We start from the raw sequence: 19,164 nt of genomic DNA, 5'->3' as shown, positions 1-19,164 counted from the left end.
CGGAAGACTTCACACGCAAAGTGTGTGGCACATCCACAATCAGCAGGAGACTCTTGTGAACGCAGATCTGGTAATTGTCGGCTCGGGCCTGTTTGGTCTGACTATTGCAGAACAGGCAGCAACCGAGCTTGGACTGAAAGTTGCCATCATCGATCGTCGTCATCACATTGGTGGTAACGCATACAGCAAGTTCGAAGAAAACACTGGCATCGAGGTTCACCAGTACGGTGCTCACCTCTTCCACACCTCAAACGAGCGCGTATGGGAATACGTTAACCGCTTTACTGAGTTCACCAACTACGTACACCGCGTCTACACCCGTCATAATGACATCGTGTACCCCATGCCTATCAACTTGGGTACCATCAACCAGTTCTTCAACGCGGCATACTCACCTGCAGAAGCTAAGGCACTCATTCAGGATCAGGCTGGCGAGCTGGCAGGAACCAACCCTAAGAACCTGAACGATAAGGGCATCTCACTAATTGGCCGCCCTCTTTACGAAGCTTTCATCAAGAACTACACCGCTAAGCAGTGGCAGACTGACCCCTCAGAACTGCCCGCATCCATTATTTCCCGTCTTCCGGTTCGCTATAACTACGACAACCGCTACTTCAACGACAAGTACGAAGGTCTGCCCTTAGACGGTTATGCAGCGTGGCTTGAGCGTATGGCTGCTCATCCGAACATTGAAGTTCACCTCAACACTGACTTCTTCGAAGAAGGTCACGAGTTCTCACGTTCAAAGGTTATCGGCCAGGCACCGGTTATTTACACCGGCCCCATCGACCGTTACTTCGACTACGCTGAGGGGGACCTCTCATGGCGCACCATCGATCTGGAAGAAGAGATTCTTCCCATCGAAGACTTCCAGGGCACTTCCGTCATGAACTACGCTGACGCAAACGTACCCTACACTCGCATCCACGAGTTCCGTCACTTCCACCCCGAGCGCACCTACACTAAGGACGCGACCGTTATTCACCGTGAGTTCTCACGCTTTGCAGAACACGGCGATGAGCCTTACTACCCGATTAATACCTCCGCTGACCGCGAGAAGATCCTTAAGTACCGTGAGCTTGCTGCAGGCGAGAACCAGGTTCTGTTCGGTGGACGCTTGGGTAACTACAAGTACTTCGATATGCACATGGCAATCGGTGCGGCTTTGTCGATGTTTGACAACAAGATCAAGCCTCACTTCACCGGTGGAAACAAGATTGTTTCCGGCGGCATCGACGAATAATTTTCTAAAGGATTGTAAAAACTTATGTCAGTTACAACAACTGTCGATACTTCTACTTTGCGTACCTTGCAGCGCGTCATTTTGCCTGATGCTGTTCAGACCGATGTCATTCCGCTGTACGTGGATGCTGGTGCTGCGACCGGTGTACAGTTGCCGACGCGTGAAGATGGCGATTCTTCAAAGACTTTTGCTCAAGCTGCTGCGGCTCAGGAACAGTCGAAGGCCAGCTCAAGTCAACCGGCAGATGCAGGCGATGTTTTGGGACGTCGTTCAACTCAGGTAGCGCAGGGCAAGTCTTTGTCTTTTGGTACCTACTTCAACGCGTTTCCTGCTTCCTACTGGCGTCGTTGGACTGAGCTGCGCACTGTCTACCTCAGCGTGAAAACTGAGGGCGAGGGCATGATTGTGGTGTACAAGTCTAATGCTCGCGGTGTTATTCAGCGCGTTGACGCCAATGTTGTGTCAGGTCGCCAGGAGTCAGTTTTTGAACTTACTTTAAACCCGTTTGGTGATGGTGGCTGGTACTGGTTCGATTTGGACGCTTCTCGCGGGGATCTTGAACTGGTTGAGGCTAACTGGCTGGGCGATATTACTCCTCGAACCGGTGATGCTGGCGGTAAGGCAACTGTTCAGATTACTACTATGAACAAGGTGTCATACTGCATCGATAACATCCGTGTTTTGGGCGAGAATATCGATGTTTTTGATTCTGTCAAGGAGCTTCTGATCGTTGATCAGGGCACCGATAAGGTTCAGGATCACCCTGATTTTGAAGAGGTTGTAGCTCCTCTGGCCGGAAAGTTCCGCATCATCAACCAGGGTAACCTGGGTGGTTCTGGCGGTTTTGCCCGCGGTATGTATGAGTCTGTGAACAACGGCAGCGATTACGTGCTGTTGTTGGACGACGACGTGGTTGTTGAGCCTGAGTCGATTTTGCGCCTTATCACCTTCGCGGACTACTGCAAGAACCCCACCATTGTGGGTGGTCACATGTTCGACATGTACGACCGCACTGTTCTTCACGCATTCGGTGAAGTCGTCAATCCGTGGCGTACTTTCTACGATCGTCCGCACGATGACATGAGCTTGGGTCACGACTTGGGTCGCTCAAACCTGCGCAATACTCACTGGTTGCATCGCCGTGTAGACGTTGACTATAACGGTTGGTGGATGTGCCTCATTCCGACTGAGGTCATCAACAAGATTGGTCTGTCTTTGCCGCTGTTCCTCAAGTGGGACGATGCTGAGTACGGTCTACGCGCTAAAGAAGCGGGCATCGCAACGGTTTCATTCCCCGGTGCCGGTCTTTGGCACGTTTCCTGGACCGATAAGGACGACTCCGTTGGCTGGCAGGCTTATTTCCACGAACGTAACCGCCTGATTACCGCATTAATCCACTCACCGTTCGAAAAGGGCGGTTCAGTCATGCGTGAATCACTGTTCTTGGACGTCAAGCACGCTCTCAGCATGCAGTACTACACCGAAGAAGGACGCCTGATGGCGCTTGAAGACCTTCTGTCGGGTCCTGAGCATCTGCACGAGTCATTGAGTGAGCGTCTGCCTGTTATTCGTGGCAAGGCGAAGAACTACATTGACGCTCAGCTGAAAAGCGATATCGATGCCTACCCTGCGCCCAAGAGCAAGAAGCCCCCGTTCAAGGGGCGTCGCAACTTCTCACCACCGTCCTACGGCAAGCTTTTGCCCTGGGCAGCTAAGACTGTTGGACGTCAGGCATTCGTGCCCGTTGACGAACAGGCTCAGCAAAACCCGCAGATTCAGCTGTCTTACCAGGAAAACCGTTGGTGGACTGTGTCGCGCTTTGATTCATTGCTCGTGACCAACGCTGAGGGTACCGGTGTTTTCTGGTACAAGCGCGATCCTAAGGAGCTTCGTTCAAAGCTAGCTAAGGCAGCGTCATTGCACGCCAAGCTATTCAAAGACTGGGCAAAGCTCCGCGCACAGTACCGCAATGCAGCGCAGGATGTCGCGTCCTACGAGGCCTGGAAGAATACTTTCGATAAGCATACGGAGTCAGAACTTACTCGATGAGTGATTTAGCGAATCGAGAGTTTTCAGCCCCCGGTCGTGGCCGGGGGCTGAAAGACGCTCTCAATAACAGGTATCTACTGAAGCTGCTGGTTGATAAGGAAATCCAGGTTCGTTACCGAGGCTCAGTGCTGGGTATCGTCTGGTCTTACATCAAGCCCGCAGTTCAGTTTCTGGTGTTCTACTTGGCACTGGGTATTTTTTTGGGTCTTGAAAAGGGTCTGCATAACTACTCGGTGTACTTGTTTTCGGGCATCATCGTCATCAACTTCTTCTCGGAGTGCTTTAGCAACGGCGCCCGCGCTTTTGTGGTGAACGGTGCGTTGATTAAGAAAATTTATCTGCCGAGGCAGTTGTTTTCTCTGTCGACAATTTGGGTGGGTATTATTCACTTCCTCCCTCAGATTTTGGTGCTGATTGTTGCCTGCCTTTTTGTAGGGTGGACGCCTGATCTTAAGCAGATTGCCGCGATTATTGTTGGCATTCTGCTGATTATGCTCTTCGGCTTGGCTGCCGGCATGATTTTCGGTGTTGCAAACGTCTTCTTCCGAGATTCTGAGAATCTTGTGGATATGTTCTTGATGATGGCAACCTGGCTGTCACCTGTGATGTATTCATGGACCATGGTGGCGCGAGAGGTTAAGTTCCCCTACATTGAGCAGATTTATATGTCTAATCCGCTGAGTGTGGCGGTAGAGCTTTTCCATTATGCATTTTGGCAGCCAACGTTGAGCCCCGAGCAGCAGCTCGGTTTGCTGAATGAAGGTAACTGGCATATGTTCCCGCACCTTTTGACGGTGTGGGTGCCTATCGCTTTTGCCGTATCTCTCGTGTTGTTGCTGATTAGCAACTTCTTCTTCCGCAAATTTGAAGGCAACTTCGCTCAGGAGCTCTAATCATGAAACTGGATATTTTTGATTTACCCCCAGTCTCACCTGATGCTCCTGACGTTATTCGCGTGGAGAATTTGGTGAAGCGTTTTGTGTTGCGCCATACCCGTTCCATGAAGGAAGCTTTTATCTGGCTCATCAAGGGGCGTAAAGGTGATTTGAGCGAGAAGTTCAACGCGTTGAACGGCGTTTCTATGAACATTCGTGAGGGCGAGCGTGTTGCGTTGCTGGGCTATAATGGCTCGGGCAAATCAACCATGCTCAAACTCATCTCCGGTGTTATGCAACCGGACGGCGGTAGCGTCCTGACGCGCGGTCGTATTGCTGGTCTGATTGAGGTGGGCGCGGGTTTTCATCCGGACCTCACCGGTCGCGACAACGTCTACCTGAACGCTGCAATCCTTGGTATGTCCAAGGAACAGACCGATGCATTGTTCGATGAAATCGTTGCTTTCTCTGAAATTGGTGACTTTATCGATACCGAGGTGAAGTTCTATTCATCCGGTATGTACTTGCGCTTGGCGTTTGCTGTAGCGATTCACACTGACCCTGAGATTTTCTTGGTGGATGAGATTCTGGCGGTGGGCGATGAGCCTTTCCAGAAGAAGTGTCTGAAGAAAATCAAGGAGCTGTGTGCCACCGGTAAAACTCTTGTGGTAGTTAGCCATGACCTTGATCTGGTGTCACAGATTTGCGATCGCGGCGTTGTGCTTGAAAAAGGCAATGTGAAGTTTGACGGTAAGGCTATGGAGGCGGTTGACGTGATGCGTGATCAGCCTCTTGGCACCACTTTGAAGCATCGCAATGAGGGCGACCTTTTGGTTGCTCAGCAGAAGCTTGAGACCCTTGCTATCAATAAGCGTGATCTTGAGTCTGCGATTGCAGCTGGTTCTTCTGAACCTGTAACTGTTGCGTTGCTGGGCATTGCTGATGAGACTCAGGCTGAGCTTGATGCGATGTCGAACCCGCAGAAGCTGGAGATCGTGAATTCTGAGATTGAGCGACTTACCATGAAGAAGGCTCGTTTGACCTCTGAGATTCAGAAGTACCAGTAAGTTAAATCAGTAAGCCCCGTAGGGCAAGTACAGCTTACTCAAGAGCGGTGCAGGACGTACCAACGTCCTGCACCGCTCTTTTTTGTATCTGTGGCGCAGTGGCTCAAAGCGGGATATTTCTAAATGTTACGTAGGTCATGCAGATATGTGGACACAGCGACCCGGTAGGAAGAGGCGTTAAGTTACTGAAAAGTACCGATAGGTCAAACGTCTGTTACCTTGCGGTAGTTAAAGTTTGTAAATCACTAAATGGGTTACATCGGCCAAGTTATCCACAGGCAAGAAATTGGGCGATTGAAATCTTGAGAGATTGTCGACTATCTTCAGAAATCACCAGGTTGCATAACGCAACGGGGGAACCACTTCGCGAACCACACATCAAGAAAGGGGTAGCCTTGGCTACTACACAAGAAGCCCGTCAAGGTTACCGCCTTGTTGAAAACGAGGTGCGTGAGCTCATCCGTCAAAGTGGTATCGACCCGCTGACTGATACCGAACAGGCAAAGAAGCTTATCGATACAGCACTTGCCGACTATGAAAAAAGAATGATCAAGGGCGCCCTGCCGCTGATCGATAACTTGGTGAACGCTCAGCGTTGGCTGATCGACTCTATCTGTGGTTTTGGCGAGCTCCAGCAGTATCTTGACGATCCCACCGTTGAAGAAATTTGGATTAACTCTCCTCACGAAGTTTTTGTTGCGCGAGCAGGGGAGTCAGAACTCACAGGGCTTTCACTCACCCACGAGCAGGTGCGTTACCTGGTGGAGCGTATGCTCAAATCTTCTGGCCGTCGCCTGGACCTCTCAAGCCCCTTCGTAGACGCGTCTCTACCTGATGGGTCTCGCCTTCACGTAGTAATCCCTGACGTCACCCGTAAGCACTGGTCGGTCAACATTCGTAAATTCATTGCCCGTGCCCGTCGACTTGATGACCTGGTAACCCTTGGTTCTTTGAGCAAAGAAGCGGCAACATTTTTGGACGCGGCAGTGGCAAGCGGTCTGAATATTCTTGTTTCCGGCGCTACCCAAGCCGGAAAGACAACCATGTTGAACTGTTTATCAGCATCAATTGGCGCTCGTGAACGTGTGGTGACCTGTGAAGAAATTTTTGAGTTGAATGTACCGCTACGCGATGTCGTTGGAATGCAGTGCCGACAGCCCAACCTTGAAGGCAAGGGTGAAATCCCACTGCGTCGGTTGGTCAAAGAAGCTTTGCGTATGCGCCCCGACCGTATGCTGATCGGTGAGGTTCGTGAAGCAGAATCTCTAGACATGCTGATTGCTCTGAATTCTGGACTGCCCGGAATGGGAACCATCCACGCAAACTCAGCGCGAGATGCCATCACCAAGATTTGCACCCTGCCCTTGTTAGCGGGCGAGAATATTTCATCGAGCTTCGTTGTGCCGACCGTCGCTTCTTGTTTCGATCTCGTGGTTCACTGCCAAAGAGACCGCAGGGGGCGTCGCCGCGTGCTTGAGATCGTTGCTCTGGGCAACCGCGTGGAAAACAATGTCATCGAGACTTCAACGGTTTTCCAGCTGGAATCAGGGCAGCTGACATGTGTGGCATCAGAATTACCCGCTGCATATAAGTTTGAACGCACCGGTTACCGAGCAGACGCAGTGTTGCCTTCGCTGACCTCTGAGGTGTTGAAATGATTGCCCTTGTTGGATTATTGACGGGGTTAGGTACTTTCTTAGTGTGGTGGTCTTTCTGGCCGTTGACCACGCGAGAGAAGAAGCCGAAAAATACATCACCAACTCTGGCATTGCTTCAACAAGCAGGGGTTGAGAGGGTTAGCCCGTCCTTGTTCTACGCCATGTCTGTGATGTGCGGAGTCATTATTGCCCTGCTGACTTTGGCTGCGACAGGTCTCTATAATCTTGCGTTGCTCCTGTTTCTCGTGGGAATCATCCTGCCACGGCTGATTATTGGGTGGCGCGCAAACAAGCGTCAGGCGCAGATTCGTGAGCTGTGGCCAGATGTCGTTGATCATCTTCGCTCAGCTATCCGTGCAGGTCTTTCACTCCCAGAAGCTCTCATGCAGTTGCAGTATCGCGGGCCTGAACCCCTGCGTCCGGCTTTTGAGGTTTTCTCCCGCGATTATCGGGCAAGCGGTGAATTTGTGTCTTCCCTGAACCGTTTGAAAGACCGACTTTCCGATCCCACCGCAGATAACATCATCGAAGCTCTCAAGGTAACTCGTGAAGTGGGCGGTACAGATCTTGGACGGTTGCTAGGTACCTTGAGTGAGTTCCTTCGAGAGAGCGCGAGAACCCGCTCAGAGCTTGAAGCGCGCCAGTCATGGACAGTGAACGCGGCGCGTCTAGCTTCTTTTGCGCCGTGGCTCATTCTTTGTCTGATGGCAACACAACCGGGAACTGTACAAATCTATAACTCTTTTGCCGGCTTTGTGGTCATGCTAGGCGGTCTTACTGTCACCATCTTCGCGTACGTGCTCATGTTAAAACTCGGTGCATTACCGCAAGAGAAACGAGTGCTGGCATGAACTGGACCATCATTATTGGGCTGATTCTGGCAAGCGGTCTATGGCTGGTTTTTCAAAGTGTGAAGGCCGTTCGAACCCTGAACTTCAGTGACCGAATCGCACCATATATGCGGTCGTCAGAATTGCAGGCATCTCTTTTAGAAGAGACTAAAACTAACCCCAAAGGTATGTGGGATGGGTTCTATGAGCTGTTATTGCCGTTCATTACAGATGCCGTCTCTAAGCTGAACAAAACATCAGCTAATACGCATCTGCTAGAGAAGCGGCTAGAACAGGCGAATCTACCTAAGACCACCGCTGATTACCGCGCGGAACAAGTGGTGTGGGGCTTTATCGCCTTCATAGCTTCTGTGGCTTTATTGGGTCTGGCAGCGATACAGGGGCGAGTCTCCGTCGCAGGAGCATTGATTTTGTCAGTAGCTTGCGCTGTTACCGGTTTCTTGGCTCGAGATTACTGGCTGACTCAGACCATCAAAAAACGTGAGAAGCAGATGCTGACCGAGTTCCCTGCGCTCGCTGAATTGATGGCTTTATCGGTGACTGCCGGTGAGTCTGCTGTTGCAGCATTGGAGCGTGTGTGCAGAGTTTCCTCCGGTGAGCTCTCTACCGAGTTCAATAAGATTCTGGCTCAAACAAGAGCCGGTGATGGTCTTGTTCCTGCCTTACAAGAATTTTCGCAGCGTACATCTGTTGCAGCGCTTGCAAGATTCGTAGATGGCATCGTTGTCGCTATTGAACGCGGCACGCCGCTCTCGGACGTCCTCAGGGCTCAAGCTCAAGATGTTCGTGATGCTGCTAAACGAGAACTCATGGAAGCCGCCGGCAAGAAAGAGATTGCCATGATGGTCCCCGTCGTATTTTTTATTCTTCCACTCACAGTGGTTTTTGCGATTTTCCCCGGAATTTCGCTGTTACAGATCAATCTGTGACGTCTACACACATCCATTATCGAAAGGTAAATAACCATGAAAATCCTTCTGATGCTTCAGGTATTCGTAGCCCGTTTCTTCGCTTTCTTGGCTACGGATGATGATAGCGAGCGCGGCGATGTTCCCGGCTGGGTCATGATTACCATGATGACAGCGATCCTTGTAGCTGCCTTGCTGGTCGTTGCTCAGGATGCGCTGGTGGCAATGTTCCAGAACGCTATGGCTAAGGTGAGCGGCTAGTTCTGTGGTTAATCCATCGAAATCCTCGAATTCGGCAGAAGCGGGTAACGCCACTGCCGAATTTGTGATGGTGATTGGGCTGGTTGTTCTGCTGTTTGCGGGTGTATTGCAGGTAGCTTTTGTGCTGTATACCCGCAATATGATGGTGGACGCGGCGGCCTCCGGCGCTAGGTATGGGACTTTGCTTGATAGGAGTTATGAGGATGGTGCTGTGAGAACCCGTCAGTTACTTGATGACAATCTGCCGGTGGGTGGAACGACCGAGGTGAGTTATCAGGTCGTGAACCACGGCGGCGTCCAGATGCTTGAGATGCGGGTTAATGCTCCTTTGCCTATTATTGGCCCGTTTGGGGTTCCACATACTTTGACGGTGAGTGGTCATGCAGCTTTGCAGCGATAACACATCCAGTGCTCAACAGCTCAGCGGAGAGCAAGCGCGATGCGGAGAAGATGCGGAGGCTGGCAATGCCATGATTGAGTTCGTGGTGCTGGGGTTGATGCTTATGATTCCCACGGTTTATTTTTTGCTGGCAGTATTTCAGGTCCAGTCCGCCGCGTTGGCAGCCAATGCTGCAAGTCAGCAGGCGGTGCAGTTAGTTGCATCCACTCCGCGAGATCAGATTACCTCGCAAGGCTTGACTGGGGCTGCGCAACTTGCCGCCGCAGATTTCAAGGTTGCTCCCGAAAATATGTCAGTGAGTATGAGCTGTGATGGTGGCTGTTCTGATCAGTCGCCCATTCGTGTAGATGTAACGGTGCAAGCTACCTTGCCGGTGATTCCGTGGATAGCTCCGGGCGGTTTTGCTGAACTTCATTCCTCTGCGACCAGCTGGGGAGGCAAATACAGATGATCGTTAAACTCACTCAAAAGCTCCCCGCAGATGAGCCAAAAGACCAGGGCAGTATTTTATTGCTGCTTATTGGACTGTGCGCGATTCTTTTGCTGGTTGCTTCCGTTGTTACAGGTGTTACCGGCGTCTATCTCGAAAAACAAAAGTTGCAGGCGCTGGCTGATCAGACCGCATCCTCTGCCGTGCAGAATTTTGCCGGGCTGCAAGGGGAGCGCGGCAAGCGTCCAACCCCTGTACTCACGAGCGAAAAGGTTTCAGGTACATCGCAGGAATTCCTCGCTCAAACTGGTGCCTACGCAGAATTCGACGGTCTTCAGCTGGTAGCGCCCACCGGCATTTCTGATACGTCAACCGCTCAGGTGGGCTTAGCCGCAGTTGCTCATCCACCGCTGGTATCCTTTATCGTGCCCAACGGGGTGCCTATCAGCGTTGAAAGTAGCGCTCGCATCACCGTCAACCAGTAAGCGTTACTCTCTCGCGCTCACAGCGTAAAAACCGGTAGTTTGAGGGCGCTCACGCCTGAAAGCTCGCATAGTTCAGCATTTATCCGATAGGGTTAATAGTCATGGCTTCTATCGATTTTTCCGCTGAAATTAAGACCTTACGTTCCACCTATTCATCTATTGAAGAGGTGTCGAATGTTGATGCCATCAAGGCATCCATAGCGGAACTTTCTGAGGCTGCCAACGCGCCAGACCTATGGGATAACCCCGATCAAGCTCAGAAAGTTACCTCACAGCTTTCGCGCCAGCAAAGCGAACTGGAACGGTTAGAAACACTCAAGTCACGCATCGATGACCTTGAGGTTATGGTGGAGCTCGCTGATGCTGAGGACGCCCCTGAAATGCTGACCGAAGCTGAAGTTGAGCTTCGCGATATCAGCAAAGTGCTGGCAGAACTTGAAATTGTCACCTTGCTCTCGGGCGAATACGATCAGCGCGAAGCTGTGGTGACCATCCGTTCGGGTGCTGGCGGCGTGGACGCGGCTGATTTTGCGGAGACCCTACTGCGCATGTACTTGCGGTGGGCTGAGAAAAATAACTACCCAACCCAGGTACTTGATACGTCCTATGCTGAAGAAGCCGGTATTAAGTCAGCGACTTTTGAGGTACAGGCCCCTTACGCTTTTGGGCGGCTCTCCATTGAAGCGGGTACCCACCGACTGGTGCGCATTTCGCCTTTCAACAGCCAAGGTAAACGCATGACGTCCTTTGCTGCTGTCGAAGTCATTCCTCTGATTGAAGGAACGGAAGCAATCGAAATCCCCGAATCGGAGCTTAAAGTTGATGTTTTCCGCTCATCGGGGCCCGGCGGTCAGTCCGTCAACACCACCGACTCTGCCGTTAGAATGACGCACATTCCCACCGGCATCGTGGTCTCCATGCAGAACGAAAAATCGCAGATTCAAAACCGCGCAGCTGCTTTACGCGTTTTGCAATCGCGCCTATTGTTGCTGCGTAAGGAGCAAGAGGACGCAAAGAAAAAAGAGCTTGCGGGCGATGTGAAAGCCTCGTGGGGAGACCAGATGCGCTCCTACGTGCTCAACCCTTACCAGATGGTTAAAGACCTGCGAACCAACTACGAAGAAGGCAACCCGCAATCGGTGTTTGACGGGGCTCTAGATGGTTTTATTGATGCCGGTATTCGCTGGCGAGCAGCTTCTCGCAACGAAGCGTAGAGACAGAATTTAGAAGGAAAAGATGGCACAGAAGAAAAAAGCGGGCACAAAAGACCCGAATAATCACATCATCGCTCAAAATAAGAAGGCACGCCACAACTACAATATCGTAGACACGTGGGAAGCTGGCTTAGTATTAATGGGGACAGAGGTTAAATCGCTACGAGATGGCGGGGCCTCTATAACCGACGGATTTTGCCAAACCTATAACGGTGAACTGTGGCTTGAAGGCATTCATATCGCCGAGTACGGACGCGGCTCGTGGACAAACCACGCAGCCAGGCGCCGTCGCAAGCTACTGATGCACCGCACTGAAATTAATAAGATTGACCAAAAGCTGAGGGAAAGCGGCTACACCGTTGTTCCCCTCAAACTCTACTTTTCTAATGGTCGAGCAAAAGTTGAAATCGCTCTTGCCACCGGTAAGCGCGACTACGACAAACGCCAAGCATTGCGTGAGCGTCAAGATAACCTCGAAGCGCGAAGAGCAATGCGGTATAAAAACCTGGGCTAGTCCGAGGCGAAACTAAGGAGAGAATAATGTCTCAAGATAACACCCCGAACAGCAACTCAAACTCACCGTACGGTTCATACGGTGACACTTCTGCAAACCGTGACTCAGCGTCATACAACAACGCAGGCTACAGCAACAATAGCGGTAGCTCAGTTGTAGCAGGTTCGCAGGATTCCGCGTACACCAACCAGAACCACTACGCACAGAACAACACCGCTTACACCAACGACGGTTACAACAATAACTACGCCCAGGCGCCGGCTTACAACGGCAACCACAACGATCAGTACGTAATGCACAACCGCAAGCCCAAGGGCCGCGGTTTGGCTATTGCGTCACTGGTTCTCGGTATCCTGGGTCTGTTGACCTTCTGGGTATTGGGTTTCGGTGGCCTGCTGGGTCTCATCGGTCTGATTCTGGGTATCGTAGCAATCGTTAAGCTCAAGAAGTCCCACGGCTCGAAGGGCTTGGCTATCGCAGGTATCATCACCAGCATCCTGGCAACCTTGCTGGGTGCAGGTATGCTTGTTCTGAGTATCATTGCCGGTGGCGCTGGTCTCGATGCTTACAATGCTTGCCAGGATCACCTCAACGACCAGGCTGCTTTGGAGCAGTGCATGAACGACCACGTCAACAACAACATGGGTAAGTAGTCTTTAGCGACTGACAATGCTCATGCCCTCGCATCCTCTTGAAAAATAGGGGAGGCGGGGGTATATTTATATCTCAACGCCTTAATGGCCCGGCGCTCTATCTTAGGTAAGAGTACAGCTGATAACTTTTTGGCGTATGTTCTTTGAGAACTAAATATTGGGGATGATCGGTTTCGACGATGCGGGTTGAGACAGGGGAAGCGTGCCGAGGATGCAGAGTTATCTCGTAAACGCTCTCTGTAAAAAAATAAGTGCAGAATCTAAGCGCACTGACTTCGCTCTCGCTGCCTAAGCGCGACTAGCGAATCTGCTGGCCTGAGCTCGCCTTTAGCTCAGTTACCAGTATCAGTTTAAAAGGCCACTGCTTTCTATCTTCGTCGTAGGGATAGAAGGAACACTTATACGAATAGGTTCGGCAGCATGTGTGTTTGTGCAAATGCTGGAGCCGAAAATTAACCGTTACGCAAACTGCGCACGGAGAAGACCTGACGAGGTCGCATCGGACCGGGGTTCGATTCCCCGCATCTCCACTTTTCTTACCTCGGTGTGGTTCAGCTGAATCGCACCGAGGTATTTTTGTAGGTGTGAATAATGAGTTAAACTGTCGCCCGTGGGGGTGCGGTGCTTGGGGGACGAAGTTATGACTGCTCGAATTGATGAGGTTTTGCTGTCTGTGCTCAGCGACGAAATTGCTGATGCAAACCGATTTTGTGGTTTTTGATGATCCTGACGGTGCGTTGCTTCGCTTCAGTCTTGATGCTGTTCGAGAGACCAGCAATGGTGTGTATGTAGCGTCCCGTAGTTTTTCTCAGGCGGTGTCTGCCCAGCGGGTTTCCCACCAGGAGGCAGCATCCAACGTGCTGGTTGCCGGTATGGATAATCCACTATACCTGCCAGATTTCTTTGCAGAGAATTTTACGGATGAGACTCGTACTGTTATTGCGCTAGGTCGTCTGCCTAAATCTTTGGCGGAGCTGGATTATATTGCCCACTGTCTGTCTCAGGTGAAAGGCACTGCTACGTTCGTTGCTGTGGGGAATACCAAGCACATGACCAAGTCCCAGAACCACGTGCTCAGTCAGCATTTTGCAGAAGTTTATGCGAGCCGCGGGCAAGGTAAGTTCCGCTGCCTAATAGCTCGAAATACTGAAAAGACAAGTGCGCAAACCAGTACATACCAGCCCGCTGAAAACGAAGGACGCTACGGCGTCGGAGGCGTCTTCTGCTCGGCTAGTCGCGATCACGGCGGCACTCTTTTGGCTGAAACCGTTATACCTTATCTGATAACCGGTGGGCGCGTCCTTGACCTTGGTTGCGGCAACGGTCAAGTCTCATTTGACCTCCTTACAGCGGTACCGGGAATTAAGTGCATAGCTACCGATATTTCGGCGGACGCGGTGGTGTCGGCGCGAATGACGCTGCATGAGCATGTAGAGAACAACATGGCGCAGGTAATCTGGGACGATGCGGCCCGTTCTCTTGATGACTCATCGGTAGATACTGTGGTTCTCAACCCGCCTTTCCACGAGGGTACGAGGGTTGACGCGTCCCTATACGAGGAACTGGTGAAAGCGGCGCATCGAGTACTCAAACCGGGAGGAAATCTCTTTCTCGTACATAATTCTCACCTGCGCTATCGCGGGCTGCTCGATAAAAACTTTGCAACTGTAGAACAGCTAGCCCGTAACTCGAAATTTACGGTTTTGCGGGCGACCACAGCGTCAGCAAAGTAGTTCTGTAGGAGCTTGTCGCTGCCTTATCGCTCCGAGCACACCCAAAAGTAGGTGCGGGTTATCGCGTCCTACACCCCTAGCCCTGTAGGCTAGTGAACATCAGATAGCTTCAAATCTTTAGAAGGATCATAGATGTCGACCCAGCCTCAACTGCAACCTCAGATGGCTCCTGTTCAGCATCCCTACGATATGACAACACCGGGCGAACCTGCAGGCTATCGCATACCGGCACAGTACCGCCGCCCTCTCGGTGAGTTTCCTCGCGATAAACGAAGGGCAGGCTGGTTTTACGCCTTTGCATCGGTCACCTCGCTCATCCTGACCATATTCATGCCGCTAACAGGACTCAGCGGAATCTTCGGACTCACCGCCATACCGTCGGTCGCAGCTGTGGTGCTCGGTATCGTTGCTCTGGTCAAACTCGGTCGATACCCTCAGACAATATACGCAGGCAAAACCAAGGTGTGTGCCTGGGTTGGCATCATTGGTGGGGTGTTAGGCACTCTCATCGCCCTGTCGCTTACGGTACTTTTTATCACCATTGATTTCTAACGCAAAAATGGCGGGTGTACTCACCAAGTACACCCGCCATTTTTGTCTTTTACACGGTTTAGTTAGCTGTTTGATGTTCCGATGCGACGCAGAACAGTATCATGCAGGTGACCATTAGATGCTAGAGCGTTAGCACCAAAGGGGCCTTCTTCACCGTCCAATGAGGTGAAGCGTCCGCCTGCCTCAGTCACAATGGGTACCAACGCGGCCATATCGTGCAGAGCCAATTCAGGTTCTGCCGCAAAATCAACAGCCCCCTCAGCAACCATGCAATACGACCAGAAATCGCCGTAGGCGCGAGTACGCCAAACATCGTCGGTCAGCTGAATAAACTCATCACGCTTACCCAGTTCCTTCCAACCCGAAAGAGAAGAATATGAGAAAGAGGCATCGCTGAGGTTAGTAACATCTGACACCGAGATGCGTTTTGCATTAGCCAGCGAACGGCCGGTATACGCGCCTGTTCCTTCAGCCGCCCACCAGCGTCGTTGAAGAGCGGGAGCAGAAACAACACCCACAACTGGCTTACCGTTATCAACAAGAGCAATCAAGGTGGCCCACACCGGCACACCGCGCACAAAGTTCTTGGTACCGTCAATGGGATCAATAATCCACTGGCGCGGTGAAGCACCGGTTGCCCCGAATTCTTCGCCCACAATGGCATCACGGGTACGGACGCGGGAGAGCTGCGAACGCACCAGCTGCTCGGCTTCTTTATCCGCTTCGGTAACAGGGGTGAGATCAGGTTTAGTCTCAACCGTAAAATCTTGTTTTTGAAAGCGGGTCAGGGTGAGCCTATCCACGGCATCGGCAATAATGTGAGCCAAGCGGAGGTCTTCGGTGTACTGGCTAGATGATTTCATGGTTACTTTTCGTGTGTGAGTAAAGGTCTGTTACAGAACGATACCGAGTTCTTTTTCAGAATCAGCATCGGTTTCGGTAGATACGTTCAAAAGTTTTTGAAGCGATTCGAGGCGAGCTTGCCCGGAGTCTCCAGCTTGACCGCTGTTGACGTAGGCGATGATGCCGCATCCGGCAGAGGCAGGGGAGTGCTCGCAACCCTTGGGGCAATCCGCTGAACCGGGAGCAAGGTCCTCGAACGAGGCAACGATAGTCTCCGGTTCAATGTGCGCTAAGCCAAAGGAGCGGATGCCCGGTGTATCAATAATCCAAGTACCGGCAGTTCGCTCAGCAGGACGCACAGCGAGAGCAGAAGAGGACGTGTGGCGTCCTCGCCCCGTATGGGCATTGACATGGCTCGTGGCACGGTCAGCGCCCGTTAGAGCATTGACCAGGGTCGATTTACCAACGCCCGAATGCCCGAGCAAAACAGAAACCTGCCCCTGTAGGTGCTCACTTACCTGCTCCACCAGCGAAGCATCTAAACCCTGAGCATTCTCTTCACTCGGCGCTAAACCGTCGAGAGATTTAGAGAGCACAATCTGAAGACCGGTATTGGCATAGTAATCAAGAAGCTCTTGGGGATGCTTGAGATCCGTTTTGGTAATACACAAGACCGGGGTAATACCGGCATCAAAGGCAGCTGCGATTGAACGGTCAATAAAGCCCGTTCGCGGCTCGGGATTCTGAGCTGCCACCACAATCACGAGCTGATCAGCATTAGCAACAACAACGCGTTCCACCGGGTCAGTATCGTCAGCGCTACGACGCAGCAATGACGTACGCTCCTGAATGGTGACAAGACGCGCCAGAGTATCGGGCTTACCTGAGGTATCACCGACTAGCCCCACGATATCGCCGGGAACCACCGGCGTCCTGCGCAAATCTTTAGCTCGTACCGCTGTGACAGTGCGCTCGCTATCGGTGTTCTCATCGAGAACAGCAGTGTAACGGCCGCGGTCAACGGTGATAATTCGTCCGAGCTCCGCTTTATCGTACGAAGGACGGTCTTTGGTACGAGGACGTGAGCCTTTTTTATTGGGGCGGACGCGAACGTCGCTTTCATCCCAGCTTCGTCGCATTAGTCAGCCTTACCTGTTGATGAAAAGTTCTCTAGCATGGTTTCCCATAAGCCGGTGAAATTCGGCAGGGTCTTTGCGGTCGTTGCAACGTTCTCAACGATAACGTTGTCAACAGCGAGCCCAATAATAGCTGCGGCTGTGGCCATACGGTGGTCAGCGTAGGTACTGAACCTACCACCGTGCTGGACAGGGCCGAGGATGCGGATCCCATCCTCGATTTCCTCTGCACGAGCCCCCAACTTGTTGAACTCGGTGGTGAGCGCAACTAGTCGGTCAGTTTCATGCCCACGCAAATGCGCAATGCCGCGTAGAGTCGAAGGTTGCGGACTCAATGCGCACAGCGCCGCAACGGTGGGCGCCAACTCGCCGGCTTCTGACAAATCTAGGTCAATTTCAGGTAACGCTGAAAGATTGCCTTCAGCCGGACCTGTCATGGTCAACCCCTCAGCAGTAAGTTCCACCGAGGCACCAAACAGAGGCAAAATCTTCTTCCAATGATCCCCACCCTGAGTGGTTTTAGCAGGCCATAACGGGACATTGACACGAGAACCTGTGACTACAGCGGCGGCAAGGAAAGGGCCTGCATTTGAAAGGTCGGGTTCAACAGTTACTTCAAAACCCTCAAAGGTTTGCGGTTTAATAATCCAACGATTCGGCTGAGAGTCATCGACCTCAATACCTACCGAGCGCAAGACATCAACCGTCATTTCGATATGCGGCATCGAAGGAATGGACGCACCAACATGTTGCAGATCCAGACCGTTATTAAAGGAACTGGCAACCAGCAACAGCGCCGAGACGAACTGAGACGAACCCGAAGCGTCAATTTCTAGCTCACGAGCAGCTATTGATCCGCTAGCAGAGACAGTGAACGGTAACGCACCGCGGGCGTCATCTTCGACCAAAATACCCAACGAACGCAGGGCATCGATGACCGGTCCCATAGGGCGAACACGAGCATGCGCGTCCCCGTCAAAATGGATATCACCTGAGACCAGCGCAGCAACAGGTGGCACAAAACGCATCACCGTTCCTGCCAAACCAACGTCCACGCTAACACTGCCGAGATTAGCGGCACGGTTCAACGGCGTTACTCGAAGATCAGGACCGAAGACCGAACCAGTCTTAATTTCTTCAAACTGTGCGCCCAAAGAAGTCAGCGCAGAAATCATCAGCGCAGAATCGCGAGAGTGAAGAGGTGCATGGATTACTGAAGGCGAGGACGCTAACGCTGCCAACAGCAGATAGCGGTTAGTCAGCGACTTCGAACCGGGCACAGCAACGGTTGCATGACCGCCGCGTGCTACAAATCGCGGTGCCAACCAGTCGCCGGGCATCAGCGCAACCTCTGCAGAACCCAAAATACAAACCTCACTTCTCATCACGTGCATCAACGTAACGCTGTCTTTAGTTATCACGCCTATTTTACGCTGGCACAAGGCATACAAAAAGCTCCGCGCCGAGCCGGCCAAATAAGAAAAATCCTAAATACCGTCTCAGCGCGGAGCCAACTCTCTCAAGAGTCAAAGATTAGCTATGGAAAAGGTTATCTGCCTTATCCAGAACATCTGAAGAAATCTGCTCAGACTTCTTAGCAACCTTGTCGCTCAGCTTGCTTGCACGCCAAGCAAGTGAAGGGCTACCGTCGGTGTCAACCGAAGCAATAGCGATAGCACCAAGAAGCGATGAATTCTTCACTAGGTTGTTGACGCGAGCTGACTTCTGTTCCTTGCTGTCATGCTCGGTTGCCATGAACTCGAGGTAAGCATTAACAGCACCGGTCGCAAGCAAAACGGTTGATGACAAACGGGGGAGCTTGCCCAACGCAAACAGTGAACCTGCAGCCACCTGTGAACCGGCAAGAGCCTGGCCAACCAAACGCTCCTGACCCTTCAAAACTGACAGGTAAGGTGAAGTGGAAGCTGCAAGCGAAACAGCCTTTTCAAGGTGAGCTGCAGAAGCGGGGTCCTTCAAACGATCAACGCCTGAGAGAATAAAGCTAGATGCAAGCGCGGGACGCGCGAGACGACGTACTACTGACATAAAACACTCCTAAGTGTCGATGGTCGGGGATCATAACGAGAAAATCCCCTCTACCCACCATCATAAGCTTGCTGGCAGTATTCGACTAAAAATAATCGCGATTTCAGCGAAGATTTCTTGAGTACTCAGCCTCAAGAAAGGTGGGGTGTCTTATGAAAAGAATGGTTTGTCTAACACGATGCCTCACCCGGGAATAAACCCGCATGCCGTAGGGTTGAACCTAACAGATGTTTCACGCATCCTCAC

Annotated in this window: 20 protein-coding genes and 1 other RNA gene; 17 read left to right on the top strand and 4 right to left on the bottom strand. The window is 51.8% G+C overall.

From position 1 onward, the window contains the following. Positions 1-55: 55 nt before the first annotated feature. The 17 genes from glf to HF984_RS00615 all read left to right on the top strand — a co-directional run bounded on the left by glf (position 56) and on the right by HF984_RS00615 (position 14,893). Complete coding sequence (gene glf / locus HF984_RS00695) at positions 56-1,243, top strand: UDP-galactopyranose mutase (RefSeq protein ID WP_168613757.1); 1,188 nt, start codon at positions 56-58, stop codon at positions 1,241-1,243. 24 nt (positions 1,244-1,267) lie between these two features. Beyond that, complete coding sequence (locus HF984_RS00690; RefSeq protein WP_168613756.1) at positions 1,268-3,292, top strand: glycosyltransferase; 2,025 nt, start codon at positions 1,268-1,270, stop codon at positions 3,290-3,292. After that, the gene (locus tag HF984_RS00685) at positions 3,289-4,185 is read left to right on the top strand and encodes an ABC transporter permease (RefSeq protein ID WP_168613755.1); all 897 of its coding nucleotides are present in this window, start codon (positions 3,289-3,291) and stop codon (positions 4,183-4,185) included. Before HF984_RS00690 ends, HF984_RS00685 begins: the two co-directional genes overlap by 4 nt. 2 nt (positions 4,186-4,187) lie before the next feature. Next, complete coding sequence (locus HF984_RS00680) at positions 4,188-5,234, top strand: ABC transporter ATP-binding protein (protein WP_247596380.1); 1,047 nt, start codon at positions 4,188-4,190, stop codon at positions 5,232-5,234. 395 nt (positions 5,235-5,629) lie between these two features. Continuing rightward, complete coding sequence (locus tag HF984_RS00675; RefSeq protein WP_247596379.1) at positions 5,630-6,892, top strand: TadA family conjugal transfer-associated ATPase; 1,263 nt, start codon at positions 5,630-5,632, stop codon at positions 6,890-6,892. Beyond that, positions 6,889-7,743 (top strand): type II secretion system F family protein, encoded by an 855-nt coding sequence (locus HF984_RS00670; protein ID WP_168613753.1) that lies wholly within the window; start codon positions 6,889-6,891, stop codon positions 7,741-7,743. The genes HF984_RS00675 and HF984_RS00670 overlap by 4 nt, the downstream gene beginning before the upstream one ends. Next, entirely contained in the window at positions 7,740-8,672 is a 933-nt protein-coding gene (locus tag HF984_RS00665; protein WP_168613752.1) for a type II secretion system F family protein, read from the top strand. The genes HF984_RS00670 and HF984_RS00665 overlap by 4 nt, the downstream gene beginning before the upstream one ends. A 51-nt stretch (positions 8,673-8,723) precedes the next feature. Continuing rightward, positions 8,724-8,912, top strand: coding sequence for a hypothetical protein (locus HF984_RS00660; protein WP_228008231.1), 189 nt, complete (start codon positions 8,724-8,726; stop codon positions 8,910-8,912). Between the two features lie 4 nt (positions 8,913-8,916). Then, entirely contained in the window at positions 8,917-9,312 is a 396-nt protein-coding gene (locus HF984_RS00655) for a TadE/TadG family type IV pilus assembly protein (protein ID WP_168613750.1), read from the top strand. Beyond that, positions 9,293-9,763, top strand: coding sequence for a pilus assembly protein TadE (locus HF984_RS00650; protein WP_168613749.1), 471 nt, complete (start codon positions 9,293-9,295; stop codon positions 9,761-9,763). The genes HF984_RS00655 and HF984_RS00650 overlap by 20 nt, the downstream gene beginning before the upstream one ends. Beyond that, positions 9,760-10,227, top strand: coding sequence for a pilus assembly protein TadG-related protein (locus HF984_RS00645; RefSeq protein WP_168613748.1), 468 nt, complete (start codon positions 9,760-9,762; stop codon positions 10,225-10,227). Before HF984_RS00650 ends, HF984_RS00645 begins: the two co-directional genes overlap by 4 nt. A gap of 101 nt (positions 10,228-10,328) precedes the next feature. After that, the gene (gene prfB, locus HF984_RS00640; RefSeq protein ID WP_168613747.1) at positions 10,329-11,441 is read left to right on the top strand and encodes a peptide chain release factor 2; all 1,113 of its coding nucleotides are present in this window, start codon (positions 10,329-10,331) and stop codon (positions 11,439-11,441) included. Positions 11,442-11,463: 22 nt separating this feature from the next. Then, positions 11,464-11,955: an SsrA-binding protein SmpB gene (gene smpB, locus HF984_RS00635; protein WP_168613746.1), complete on the top strand. Its 492-nt coding sequence runs from the start codon at positions 11,464-11,466 to the stop codon at positions 11,953-11,955. 26 nt (positions 11,956-11,981) lie between these two features. Continuing rightward, entirely contained in the window at positions 11,982-12,608 is a 627-nt protein-coding gene (locus HF984_RS00630; protein ID WP_168613745.1) for a DUF4190 domain-containing protein, read from the top strand. 159 nt (positions 12,609-12,767) lie between these two features. Next, positions 12,768-13,141, top strand: a transfer-messenger RNA (tmRNA) gene (gene ssrA, locus HF984_RS00625). 162 nt (positions 13,142-13,303) lie between these two features. Then, entirely contained in the window at positions 13,304-14,341 is a 1,038-nt protein-coding gene (locus tag HF984_RS00620) for a class I SAM-dependent methyltransferase (RefSeq protein WP_168613744.1), read from the top strand. 132 nt (positions 14,342-14,473) lie between these two features. After that, positions 14,474-14,893: a hypothetical protein gene (locus HF984_RS00615; RefSeq protein WP_168613743.1), complete on the top strand. Its 420-nt coding sequence runs from the start codon at positions 14,474-14,476 to the stop codon at positions 14,891-14,893. A 62-nt stretch (positions 14,894-14,955) separates the two neighbouring features. Here the strand turns inward: HF984_RS00615 and hisN are convergent, their stop codons facing one another. The 4 genes from hisN to HF984_RS00595 all read right to left on the bottom strand — a co-directional run bounded on the left by hisN (position 14,956) and on the right by HF984_RS00595 (position 18,918). Next, positions 14,956-15,756: a histidinol-phosphatase gene (hisN, locus tag HF984_RS00610; protein WP_168613742.1), complete on the bottom strand. Its 801-nt coding sequence runs from the start codon at positions 15,754-15,756 to the stop codon at positions 14,956-14,958. A gap of 30 nt (positions 15,757-15,786) precedes the next feature. Then, positions 15,787-16,875, bottom strand: a complete 1,089-nt coding sequence (gene rsgA, locus HF984_RS00605; RefSeq protein ID WP_168613741.1) for a ribosome small subunit-dependent GTPase A — start codon at positions 16,873-16,875, stop codon at positions 15,787-15,789. Continuing rightward, positions 16,875-18,236 carry a 3-phosphoshikimate 1-carboxyvinyltransferase gene (gene aroA, locus HF984_RS00600; protein ID WP_343947415.1) on the bottom strand — a complete coding sequence of 454 codons (1,362 nt, stop codon included), beginning with the start codon at positions 18,234-18,236 and terminating at the stop codon, positions 16,875-16,877. Before aroA ends, rsgA begins: the two co-directional genes overlap by 1 nt. 169 nt (positions 18,237-18,405) lie before the next feature. Further along, a complete protein-coding gene (locus HF984_RS00595; protein ID WP_168613739.1) occupies positions 18,406-18,918 on the bottom strand; it encodes a DoxX family membrane protein in 513 nt (170 codons plus the stop codon). Positions 18,919-19,164: the final 246 nt, after the last annotated feature.

Origin of the sequence: Rothia terrae (genome assembly GCF_012396615.1) — a bacterium.
Taxonomy (GTDB): Bacteria; Actinomycetota; Actinomycetes; order Actinomycetales; family Micrococcaceae; genus Rothia; species Rothia terrae.
The sequence above is the reverse complement of the archived record's forward strand: the minus strand, read 5'-3'. Positions and strand labels throughout refer to the sequence as shown.